9 protein-coding genes are annotated in these 11,837 nt (G+C 59.6%); 3 read left to right on the top strand and 6 right to left on the bottom strand.

The features are described from left to right. Window positions 1-40 precede the first annotated feature (40 nt). The 5 genes from K663_RS08140 to K663_RS08120 form a co-directional block, all read right to left on the bottom strand. Window positions 41-1,669 (bottom strand): alpha-D-glucose phosphate-specific phosphoglucomutase, encoded by a 1,629-nt coding sequence (locus K663_RS08140; protein WP_062116399.1) that lies wholly within the window; start codon window positions 1,667-1,669, stop codon window positions 41-43. A 138-nt stretch (window positions 1,670-1,807) separates the two neighbouring features. Then, window positions 1,808-2,377: an aminoacyl-tRNA hydrolase gene (pth, locus tag K663_RS08135; protein ID WP_062116396.1), complete on the bottom strand. Its 570-nt coding sequence runs from the start codon at window positions 2,375-2,377 to the stop codon at window positions 1,808-1,810. 86 nt (window positions 2,378-2,463) lie between these two features. After that, the gene (locus K663_RS08130; protein ID WP_062116393.1) at window positions 2,464-3,078 is read right to left on the bottom strand and encodes a 50S ribosomal protein L25/general stress protein Ctc; all 615 of its coding nucleotides are present in this window, start codon (window positions 3,076-3,078) and stop codon (window positions 2,464-2,466) included. Between the two features lie 132 nt (window positions 3,079-3,210). Further along, the gene (locus tag K663_RS08125) at window positions 3,211-4,092 is read right to left on the bottom strand and encodes a TraB/GumN family protein (RefSeq protein ID WP_062116390.1); all 882 of its coding nucleotides are present in this window, start codon (window positions 4,090-4,092) and stop codon (window positions 3,211-3,213) included. After that, window positions 4,089-5,003: a TraB/GumN family protein gene (locus K663_RS08120; protein ID WP_145902251.1), complete on the bottom strand. Its 915-nt coding sequence runs from the start codon at window positions 5,001-5,003 to the stop codon at window positions 4,089-4,091. The genes K663_RS08125 and K663_RS08120 overlap by 4 nt, the downstream gene beginning before the upstream one ends. Window positions 5,004-5,166: 163 nt before the next feature. On the opposite strand from K663_RS08120, the gene K663_RS08115 reads away from it, so the two are divergent. The 3 genes from K663_RS08115 (at window position 5,167) to ppdK (ending at window position 11,196) form a co-directional block, all read left to right on the top strand. Then, a complete protein-coding gene (locus K663_RS08115; RefSeq protein WP_062116384.1) occupies window positions 5,167-6,039 on the top strand; it encodes a glycine--tRNA ligase subunit alpha in 873 nt (290 codons plus the stop codon). Beyond that, complete coding sequence (gene glyS / locus K663_RS08110) at window positions 6,039-8,351, top strand: glycine--tRNA ligase subunit beta (RefSeq protein WP_062120588.1); 2,313 nt, start codon at window positions 6,039-6,041, stop codon at window positions 8,349-8,351. Before K663_RS08115 ends, glyS begins: the two co-directional genes overlap by 1 nt. Before the next feature lie 145 nt (window positions 8,352-8,496). Then, a complete protein-coding gene (gene ppdK, locus K663_RS08105; RefSeq protein WP_062116382.1) occupies window positions 8,497-11,196 on the top strand; it encodes a pyruvate, phosphate dikinase in 2,700 nt (899 codons plus the stop codon). Window positions 11,197-11,250: 54 nt separating this feature from the next. Here the strand turns inward: ppdK and K663_RS08100 are convergent, their stop codons facing one another. Next, window positions 11,251-11,697, bottom strand: coding sequence for a hypothetical protein (locus K663_RS08100; RefSeq protein WP_062116379.1), 447 nt, complete (start codon window positions 11,695-11,697; stop codon window positions 11,251-11,253). Between the last annotated feature and the right edge of the window lie 140 nt (window positions 11,698-11,837).

Raw genomic sequence — 11,837 nt, 5'->3', positions numbered from 1 at the left:
CTTTTCCATCCGATGTCCACCGCGTAACTTTTCGTAACGGTCATGTGATGACGCTTGGCCGTTTCATCCCGGTAAAGCCTTGGATATCGGCCAATTCCTGCGCTGCGCGGACAAGCGGCTGCAGCGCGTCGGCCGTTTCCAGGCCCAACTCGCCGGTCTGGTCAACGTAACGCTCGATATAGACGCGCAAGGTTGCCCCCTCAGTACCGGTGCCCGACAGGCGGAATACGATACGTGATCCATCTTCGAACAGCAGGCGTATGCCCTGATTGCGGCTGACTGACTGGTCTGTGGGATCGGTATAGGCAAAATCATCGGCGCTTTTGATGGTCCCGCCGCTATTGACGCTTCCCGGCAGGGTTGCAGTTTGATCTTGTAGCGCCGCCATTAGTGCGTCGGCGCGATCCTTCGCGATCGCTTCATAATCATGTCTTGCATAATAGTTGCGGCCATAGGTTGCCCAATGCTCCGCCATGATCTGCGCAACGCTCTGCCGTCGCACCGCCAATATGTTTAGCCAGAGCAAGACGGCCCATACGCCATCTTTCTCGCGGACATGGTCCGACCCGGTGCCCGCGCTTTCTTCTCCGCAGATCGTCGCCATGCCCGCATCCAGCAGGTTACCGAAGAATTTCCAACCGGTAGGGGTCTCAAAGAGTGGAACGCCCAGCTTTTGGGCTACCCGGTCCGCCGCGCCGCTGGTTGGCATCGACCGGGCGATGCCCTTGAGCCCTTTCGCATAGCCGGGCGTCAGGTGGGCATTGGCTGCCAGAACAGCCAGCGAGTCTGACGGCGTGACATAACAATGCCGTCCAATGATGAGGTTGCGGTCGCCATCACCGTCCGAAGCCGCTCCAAAGTCAGGCGCGTCGGCCGCCATCATCTGGTCGTACAATGCCTTGGCATGCACCAGATTGGGATCGGGGTGATGATGGCCGAAGTCGGGCAGGGGAGTCGCGTTCCGCACCGTTCCGGCAGGCGCGCCAAGCCGCTTTTCGAATATCTCAACCGCATAGGGGCCAGTGACGGCACTCATGGCGTCGAAGGAGAGGGTAAAGCCGTCCGCGATCATGGTCCGAATGGCGGAGAAATCGAACAACTGCTCCATCAGATCGGCATAGCTCGCAACCGGATCGACGATCTCGACGGTCATATCTCCCAGCCGACTGGGGCCGCGCGTGTCGATATCGACATCCTCCGCATCCAGTATGCGATAACTCTCGATGGATAGCGTCCTGGCATGAATGGCGTCGGTCACCTTTTCAGGCGCGGGGCCGCCATTGGCGACGTTATATTTGATACCGAAATCTTCGTCCGGGCCGCCGGGATTGTGACTTGCGGACAGTATCAGCCCACCAAAGGCTCCCGACGCGCGAATGAGATGTGAAGCCGCAGGGGTAGACAGGATGCCGCCTTGCCCTACCAATACCCGGCCAAAACCGTTGGCTGCCGCCATCTTCAGCACAACCTGGATGACTTCGCGGTTCAGATAGCGTCCATCGCCCCCGACGACCAGCGTCTGTCCTTCAAATCCCTCCAGGCTGTCGAACACCGATTGGACGAAATTCTCTGCATAATGGGGCTGCTGGAAAATGCGGACCTTTTTGCGGAGGCCGGACGTGCCCGGCTTCTGGTCGGTGAAAGGCGTCGTCGCAACGGTCTTGATCACCCGCGTCCCCTTGGGAAAATGGAAAGTCAGATCCCCTCTATGGCCTGCCAAAGCGATCCTGGGCAATCCATCGTTAGCGTTTTGTCGTGCAGGCGCGACGCTCAGTCGCCAATCACGCCTGCCTGCCGGGAATGGCGCTCATTCCGCCAGCCGCAGCGCTACCTCATTCATGAACCGCGCGTCGTCTCCCTTGGCGAGCCATTCCGCTTCCGCCCCGATAGCCCCCAGCATGTCGGAAAGCGCGTCCATCTCGCTCTTGTGATAATTGCCGAGCACATAACCATGAACGCGGTCCTTATGGCCCGGATGACCGATGCCTATGCGCACGCGGCGGAAATCGGCGCCTATATGAGCATCTGTCGATCGCAAGCCATTATGTCCTGCATTGCCGCCACCGCACTTCACCTTCACCTTCATCGGCGCAAGGTCCAACTCATCATGAAAGACGGTCACATCCTGTGGCGTCAGCTTGTAAAAGCGCATCGCTTCACCGACAGAACGCCCGCTTTCATTCATGAAGGTTGCTGGTTTCAGCAGGATGATTTTCTCCGGCCCGATCCGGCCTTCCTGCACCCATCCTTGAAACTGCTTCCTGGGCGCTGAGAAGCGATACATGTCGGCGATCACATCGGCCGCCATGAAGCCGACATTATGCCGGTGCATCGCATATTGGGTGCCCGGATTGCCTAGGCCCACCCAGATTTGCATCGCGCATCCACTCCCAATAAAAATCCCGCCCGCCGAGTAGGCGGACGGGATCTGAATTTCCACCCCGAAGGTGAATGTCGAAAGGCTTATTCGCCTTCTGCGGGGGTTTCGTTGTCGCCTTCAGCACTCTTAAGCGCAGACGGAGCGACCACGGTGGCAACGGTGAAGTCCTGCTCGTCATGGGCGGCTTTTGCGCCCTTGGGCAACTTCACCGCGCTGATGTGAATCGATTCGCCGACATCCAGGCCGGTCAGATCGACCACGACATCGTCGGGGATTTCTGCCGCATCGACGATGAGTTCGATCTCATGTGCAACGATATTAAGCACGCCGCCCTTCTTGAGGCCCGGTGAAGCATCTTCATTGTCGAAGCGCACCGGCACATTGACATGGACCGTGGCATGTTCCGAAACGCGCAGGAAGTCGGCGTGCAGCGGACGATCGGTTACGGGATGGAAGGCAACGTCCTTGGGCAGGGTGCGAACCTGCTTGCCGCCAACCTCGACCATGACGACCGAGTTGAAGAAGTGGCCCGTGCCGAGCAGCTTGTTGAGGAGCTTTTCCTCGACATGAATCGACTGCGGTTCTTCATTGTTACCATAGATGACGGCTGGTACGCGGCCCTCGCGGCGGAGAGCGCGGGAGGCTCCCTTGCCTGCCCGATCGCGTGCCTCGGCCGACAGCGTAAGCTGCTCGCTCATTACGTGTCTCCAAAAGCAAAATTGATGTAAGCGCCCGTCACGCCTCCAGGGATGACCATGCCGGGACCGCGGCCCAATAGCAGAAAAGCGCGATAAGGCAAGCAGGCAGCGGGCCCAGAGCGCTGAATCCGGCTATTGAACCCGTGTCAGCTTGTAGCCGTGCGTCTCCAATAGTTGGATCAGATTATCTCGCCCGGTCAAATGCCTTGTTCCCACGGCAATGAACGGCCGCCCCTTGAGCTTTCCGATCGACTCGCTCCAGTCCCGATTTCTGGCGACCAGCACCGCTTGCTCTACGACCGGGCCCGGTGACTCTCCCGCCTGATCCTCCCGTGCGATGGCGTCCATGTCCCCTCTTAGCCAGGCTTGCAGGACGCGGTTATACAGCGCCTTCATCTTCCTCGCGCCCTCAACCGTTTGAACGAGCAGTCGCCGCTGTGCAGCTTCCGGCAGCGTATCGAAAGCGCCGAACTGTCGCTCCACCGTTTCCAGACCGGCGACAGGCTTGCCAGCCGCACGAAAGGCGGCGATCAGAACCGGCTCGGTACCTGTGTCGGTGCTGACATTCAGGGACTGCTGCGCGGTCGTCGCCGACAACAACATTGCCGCCGCCCAGCTTTCATAGGCCGAAAGCATTTGCACATCCGCACCCCCCTCGCCGACGATCCGTCGAAGCTCGTCGCGTTCGCTCGCTGGCACGCGGTCTTCTAGCGGCGGCAGGCGGGGACTGCGTCCCATCCGCTCGAATAACGCCCTGGTCCGCGCCTGATTCTCTATCTCGGCTGACTCCAGCACGAGCTTGTCGGCACGATCGATCGCCTCGCGGATGTTTTTCGTCCGCCAGGCGATGCCCCTAGGCAATACATGGATCGTCCCGAACAGCCATCCGTCAAGCTCATGTCCCTGTACCCGCCAAAGCGCCGGGCCGCCATCGGGTGGCGGAGCAGGTTGCTCGCGTTCGCACGCCGTCAGCAGCAGCAGTATGCACAGCCCCAGCCAGCGCAGGAGGTTCACTCAACAACCCTGTTCGATGCCAAGCCAAGCGTATGCAACTGATCCTGCACGCTGCCCTTCCCGGCCAGATGGCCGGCACCTACCGCCACGAAAACAGTGCCCGGTTGTGCCAGCCGTTCCCTTATCCACTTGGCCCAATTGGCGTTCCTCTGGATAAGTAGGACCTGCGCCAGTTCAGGCGTGGTCTCCAGCGATTCGTTCATCTCGGCCGCGAGCTTTTCCGGCTCCCCCTCACGCCAATGCTTGATCAGGCGGGCGAACTCGCTCTCCATGTCAGGCAGCCCCTCAACCGTGGCGTTCAGGAACTGGACCTGGCTGTCCATCGGTAGTCCGGCGAAATAGCCAAGTTGCTGCTCAATGGTTTCCAGCGCGCCGATACGTTTTCCTGCCGCCTTCGCCGCGGCGGTCAGCGTTTTTTCTGCTCCAAGGTCCGCCTTGTATCCCAGCTTTTCCAAGGGTTGCACCGATAGCGCCATCCCCGCCATCCAGGGATTGAACGCCTCGAACATCTGCCAGGGCAGGCCGTTGGCAGTCATTGCCGCCTGATATCTGCCCTTCATTTCTGCGCTCAGTCGGTCGGATAGCTTGATCCCGTCGTGCGCCAGAGCAGTATGGGCCATGGACGCAGCCATCGCCTGCGGATCATCCGGCTCGACAATCTCCAACACCAGTTCATCCGCTTCGTCGAACGAACGCTTGATGCCCCCTTTGAACCAGTCCGTTCCTGGCTTCAGCACATGAACAGTGCCAAAAAGATAGATCGTCGTATCTTCGTCCTTCACCTGCCATAGCGCAGGCGTCACATAGGCGGCCTTCGTCGCAGCAGTCCGCGCCAAGGCAGGCTGCTCCTGCGTACAGCCGGTCAGCAACAGTAGGCTGGCGGCCAGCAATCGCGAAAGGGGCCATTTCATGTTGGGCATCTATCCATTCCCACAGGGTTTCGGGCTTATCCATGCGGGGCGGGGACCTCCGGGGCAAGTGAGTTATCCGCCTTCCCGCCTCTTTTCCTTGACCCTAAAGCCCTCCTGCGCCAAGGCGCGCGCGATCAAACCGTCATTTTCGCAAGGACCGTCCGTGGCGACAGGCAAAGTGCTCTCCTTTCAGGACTTGATCCTGACCCTGCACGCCTATTGGGGAAAGCAGGGCTGCGTTATCCTGCAACCCTATGACATGGAAGTGGGCGCTGGCACCTTTCACCCGGCGACGACCCTGCGCAGCCTTGGACCGGACGTCTGGAACGCGGCCTATGTCCAGCCAAGCCGCCGCCCGACAGACGGACGCTATGGCGAGAATCCGAACCGACTCCAGCATTATTATCAATATCAGGTGATCATGAAGCCGAGCCCGGCGAACCTTCAGGAACTTTACCTGGGGTCGCTGGCTGAAATCGGCATTGATCCGCTGGTCCACGACATCCGCTTCGTTGAAGACGACTGGGAAAGCCCGACACTGGGCGCATGGGGCCTTGGCTGGGAAGTGTGGTGCGATGGGATGGAAGTCACCCAGTTCACCTATTTCCAGCAGATGGGCGGCTTTGATTGCAAGCCGGTCGCGGGTGAACTGACCTACGGCCTGGAACGCCTCGCCATGTATATTCAGGGCGTCGATAGCGTTTACGATCTTAAATTCAACGACGCGGGCGTCACCTATGGCGACGTCTTCTTGGCAAACGAACAGCAGATGTCGAAATGGAATTTCGAGATCGCCGACACTGAGAAGCTGTTCCGCTGGTTCAAGGATGCCGAAGCCGAATGCAAGGCTTCGTTGGAGGCAGGGGTTCCGCTGGCCGCTTATGATCAGGTTATCAAGGCGAGCCATGTGTTCAACCTGCTTCAGGCACGGGGCGTGATTTCGGTGCAGGAACGCGCCAGTTATATCGGCCGTGTCCGCGACCTTGCCAAGGGCGCTTGCGAGAAGTGGATGGAAGTGAACGGGTGGGCTGCGTGATGACCGACTTCCTCCTGGAACTGCGCTGTGAAGAAATTCCGGCGCGGATGCAATTGAAGGCGTCGGAAGACCTCGCCCGGCTTTTTACTGAGGAATTGGCGAAAGCTGGCCTCAAGCCGGAAAGCACCGACAGCTTCGTCACGCCGCGCCGTCTGGCGCTGGTCGCCCGCAACCTGCCGCTCGAAACCGCCGCTGTCAGCGAGGAGTTCAAGGGTCCTCGCACGTCCGCGCCTGCGCAGGCGCTCGAAGGCTTCCTGCGCAAGACTGGCCTCACTCAGGACCAGCTTGAGGACCGCGACGGCGTCTGGTTTGCCGTGGTCAACAAGCCGGGCCGCGCCACGCGCCAAGTGCTGGCCGAAGCTGTCCCCACCGTCATCCGCGCCTTCCCATGGCCCAAATCCATGCGCTGGGGTGCTGCGTCGCAGACCACGGAGAGCCTGCGCTGGGTCCGGCCGCTGCAAGGCATCGTCGCAATCCTTGGCGAAGACTTGGTCGAAATCGAGATCGAAGGCATCCGGTCGGGCTATGCCACGCTCGGCCATCGATTCCATCATCCGGGCGAGATCACCATCGGCAGTGCCCATGACTATGTCGAAAAGCTGCGCGCCTGCCATGTGATCGTCAGTCATCAGGAGCGCCAAGCGATCATCGAAGCGAAGGCGAAGGAAGCCGCCGCCGCGAGGGGCTATTCCGTGATCGAGGACAAGGGCCTCGTTGCGGAAAATGCTGGGCTCACCGAATGGCCAGTGCCGTTGCTTGGGGATTTTGATCCCGCCTTCCTTGAGGTTCCACCTGAAGTCATTCAGCTAACCCTGCGTATAAACCAGAAATATTTCGTCCTGCGCGACGGGCAGGGCAAACTTGCTCCGGCTTTCATTTGCACCGCCAATATCGAGGCGAAAGATGGCGGTGAGGCGATTATCTCAGGCAACCGCAAGGTCCTCGCGGCACGCCTGTCCGACGCCCGCTTCTTCTGGGAGCAGGATCGCAAGACGCGCCTCGCGGACCATGCGAAGAAATTGGAACGCATTACCTTCCACGAAAAGCTGGGCACCGTGGCCGACAAGGTGGAGCGTGTAGCGAAGCTCGCCCGCTGGCTGATGGAGGAAGGAATCGTCACCCCCTCTCCAACCGTCACCCCAGCGAAGGATGGGGTCTCAAGCGGCAATACGCCAACGCAAGAGATGCCAGCCTACGTCGGCATGACGAAAGAGGAACTGGCCGGCCTAGCGGAACAGGCCGCCCGCCTCGCCAAGGCCGATCTCGTCACCGAAATGGTCGGCGAATTTCCTGAATTGCAGGGTGTCATGGGTGGCTATTATGCCCGCGCCGAAGGTTTGCCCGATGCCGTAGCGGATGCCATCCGCGACCATTACAAGCCGGTCGGGCAGGGAGATGCGGTGCCGACTGCGCCGGTGACGGTTGCCGTTGCGCTTGCGGATAAATTGGACACTCTATTTTCCTTTTGGTTTTTGGGCGAGAAACCCACAGGATCAAAAGATCCGTATGCTTTGCGGAGAGCCGCTCTTTCCATTTTGGCCTTGAACCAGGTTAACCGCGTCAATCTGTCGAACAGGCGGATGCTAGAACTGACGCTGGCCACGTGGATGGGAATACAGAGGCCGACCGAACGCTGCTTCAACGGTGAAAATGACCGGATACTGACGGTAGGCGACCTGCAGGAGAGCGGGAACTGGATTAGAATAAAGACTCGAGTAGAAAATTTCACCTTGGGTGATTTGGAAAACAAATCGATCAAGGAAGAAATTCGATTTGCCATCGAGCCGTTAGCTGTCCAGCGAGAAATCGGATCATTTTTCGCCGACCGCCTCAAGGTCCAGCAAAAGGAAGCAGGCGTCCGCCACGACCTGATTGACGCGGTGTTCGCGCTCGGTGGCGAGGACGATCTCGTGCGCCTGCTCGCTCGCGTTCACGCGCTTCAATCCTTCATTGCCACCGACGACGGCGCGAACCTGCTCGCCGGATATAAACGTGCTGCCAACATCCTGAAGAAGGAAGGCGTGGAAAGCGCCGAGAAGGTCGAGCCTAACTATGCGCCTGAACAGGCCGAAGCTGACCTGATCGCAGCGCTCAATGCCGCTGAGCCGAGGGCTGCGGCAGCCGTGAGCGCGGAGGATTTTGAAGGCGCCATGGCCGCGCTTGCAACATTGCGGGCGCCGATCGACCTGTTTTTCGACAAGGTCACGGTGAACGATACCGATCCCACGAAGCGCGCTACGCGCCTCGCTCTTTTGGCGCGAGTTCGCGATGCCGTTCACGCCGTGGCGGATTTCTCGAAGATTTCAGGCTGATTACGAAAGATGCCGGCGAAATCGGGAAAACGAATGAAGTGAGAGAGCAATTGTCGTAAAAGCGGGTGCGTTTGTCGCCCGCCTGTTGTTTTGAAATTGTTGCAGCGCACAAATATACGGCGATCAGTGCAGGAGAGCCGCGACTATGTTGACAAGGGAAAGAGCCAGCATGAGCACGACCGCGACGCGTTATGTTTATCGTTTCGGAGGCGGTGTAGATGATGGCGGCAAGGGGGACAAAAACCTCCTCGGCGGCAAGGGCGCCAATCTGGATGGAATGGCTGCCATTGGCTTGCCGGTCCCGCCGGGTTTCACGATCACGACCGAAATGTGCACCCGCTATTATCAGGACGGTGGCGTTTATCCTGAAAGCCTGACGGCGGAAGTCGCGAATGGCATCGCCCATATCGAAGGCGTGACCGGCAAGAAGTTCGGAGACGCTGCGGATCCGTTGTTGGTGTCGGTCCGGTCCGGTGCGCGTATTTCGATGCCCGGCATGATGGACACCGTCCTCAACCTTGGCCTCAATGACGAAACCGTTCTTGGTCTGGCCTCTGCCTCGGGTGATGAGCGTTTCGCTTGGGACAGCTATCGTCGCTTCATCCAGATGTATTCCGATGTCGTCCTGGAACTCGATCATGGCGCCTTCGAGGAAGCCCTTGAGATCGCCAAGGAAGACCAGGGCTATACGCTCGACACGGAAATGACAGCTGATGACTGGAAGGTGCTGGTAGGTGAATATAAGGCGCTGGTTTCAAAGCTTTGGAACAAGCCTTTTCCGCAGGATGTGAACGATCAGCTGTGGGGCGCGATCAGTGCGGTGTTCGGCAGCTGGCAGGCTGACCGGGCCAAGGTTTATCGCCGCCTGAACTCGATCCCGCATGATTGGGGCACCGCCGTCAACGTGCAGGCGATGGTGTTCGGGAATATGGGCGATACCTCGGCAACTGGCGTTGCATTTACCCGCGATCCGGCGACCGGCGAGAATGCCTATTATGGCGAATATCTGATCAACGCCCAGGGCGAGGACGTGGTGGCGGGCATCCGCACGCCGCAATATTTGACGCGTCAGGCGCGCGAGCGGGCCGGGGCAAAGCCGCTGTCGATGGAAGAGGCGATGCCGGAAACCTATGCCGAACTGGCGCGGGTGTTCGAGATCCTCGAACAGCATTATCGCGACATGCAGGATATCGAATTCACGGTGCAGCAGGGCAAGCTCTGGATGCTGCAGACCCGTTCGGGCAAACGGACAGCCAAGGCAGCACTCAAGATTGCGGTCGACATGGCGACTGAGGGCGTCATCACGGAGGAAGAAGCCGTTGCCCGCGTTGATCCTGCCGCGCTCGACCAGCTTCTCCACCCAACTCTTGACCCCAAAGCGCACCGCGATGTGCTAACCAAGGGTCTGCCTGCTTCGCCGGGAGCGGCGTCAGGCGCGATCGTGTTTGACGCCGACACTGCTGAGCGCCGCAACGAGCTGGGCGATTCGGTTATCCTCGTCCGGGTCGAAACTTCTCCGGAAGATATTCATGGTATGCATGCGGCCAAGGGCATCCTGACCGCGCGTGGCGGCATGACGTCACATGCGGCCGTGGTGGCGCGCGGTATGGGCCGGCCCTGCGTATCTGGCGCAGGCAGCCTGTCCATCGACAATGCTGCAAAAACGCTGCGGATTGAAGGGCGCACGCTCAAGGAAGGCGATATCCTTACGATCGACGGTTCGACCGGCGAGGTGATGGCGGGTGAAGTGCCGACTGTGCAGCCTGAACTTGCGGGCGACTTCGGCGTGCTGATGGGGTGGGCGGACAAGGTGCGTCGTCTCAAAGTCCGCGCCAATGCCGAAACACCGCTGGATTGTCAGACCGCTCGCGATTTTGGCGCGGAAGGCGTGGGCCTGTGCCGCACCGAACATATGTTCTTCGATGCGGCGCGTATAACCGCCGTGCGTGAGATGATCCTGGCTGACAGCGAGAAGGGCCGTCGCGTAGCGCTCGACAAACTGCTGCCCGAACAGCGCGACGATTTCGCGCAAATCTTCATGGTGATGGCGGGCCTGCCGGTCACTATCCGCCTGCTCGATCCGCCGCTGCACGAATTCCTTCCCCATGGCGAAGCTGAGTTCGAGGAGGTCGCCAAGGCTGCTGGAGTTGGTGTCGAAGCCCTCAAGCGGCGGGCTGCCGAGTTGCATGAATTCAATCCGATGCTCGGTCATCGTGGTTGCCGTCTCGGCGTCACCTACCCCGAAATCTACGAGATGCAGGCGCGCGCCATTTTTGAAGCTGCCCTGATCGTTAAGCAGCGCAGCGGTGAAGCGCCTATCCCCGAAATCATGATCCCGCTGGTCGCGACGAAAAAGGAACTTGAGTTGATGAAGGCGATCGTCGATCGCGTCGCCAGCGAGGTTTTCGCGGAACAGGGCGCTTCGGTTGAATATCTGGTGGGCACCATGATCGAGCTGCCGCGGGCTGCGCTTAAGGCTGGCGAGATCGCTCAGGTGGGTGAATTCTTCTCCTTCGGCACGAATGACCTGACGCAAACGACGATCGGGATCAGTCGCGATGACGCCGGCCGCTTCCTGACACAATATGTCGATAAGGGCATCTTCGCCCGCGATCCATTCGTCAGCATCGATGTGGAGGGTGTGGGCGAACTCATTGAGTTAGCTGCCGAGCGTGGTCGTGCGAGCCGTCCTGGCATCAAGCTTGGCATTTGCGGTGAGCATGGAGGCGATCCGGCGTCCATCGCCTTCTGCGAGCGGACAGGTCTCGATTATGTGTCGGCTTCACCCTATCGCGTTCCTATCGCCCGTTTAGCTGCCGCGCAGGCAGCACTGGCAAGCAAGTAACCTTTCGGCCCGCCTGTCCCTCGAAAGAAGGGCAGGCGGGCAACTTGCTACCAATCACCTCTCTATATAGCGTCGTTCATGCTCGCGAACCTTCCCGGTCTCGAGCAATTTCGCCTGTGTCATCCACTCTTCGTGCTCGATCGTCCCAGGCGCTCGTCCAAGTCGGCCCTCTAGTGTGGCCTGCTGCTCATCGCTCATGCTGCTCATTTGCGCATAGTTGTGATAGCCCGCTTCATTCAGGATGGCGGCCTCTTGGGCTGAGATCGAACAAATCCGCGTGAGATCGTCGTGCCCTTCTCCATGCGCCCGTACGGGGGAGGCCCTACTGCTGGCTGGGGCATTGATGCGCGCGTCGCGCTCCTTGATCGTCCGGCGGTGCGCTAACTGCTCATCGCGCCATAATCTTTTGTACTTGCCCCGTCCACTGGCCATCAATCCTAGCAGGAGACCTGCAACCAAGGCGATGAGGATCAGCGCGATATAGTTAAGAGTGAACGTCATTCATCGCCTCCTTGCCCCTATGCGGGAACGAGTAGACCGATGCAAAGGTTGCCGTTTCCGGTGGGCTCACCCCGGCTCGGAAAAAAAGGTAAAAAAGGGGCTTGCCCAATCAACCGCCCCCCTCTATCTGCCGCTCCACA

The sequence above is a fragment of the Sphingobium sp. MI1205 genome, from assembly GCF_001563285.1.
Classification (GTDB): Bacteria; Pseudomonadota; Alphaproteobacteria; order Sphingomonadales; family Sphingomonadaceae; genus Sphingobium.
This window is presented reverse-complemented; position numbering and strand designations above follow the sequence as displayed.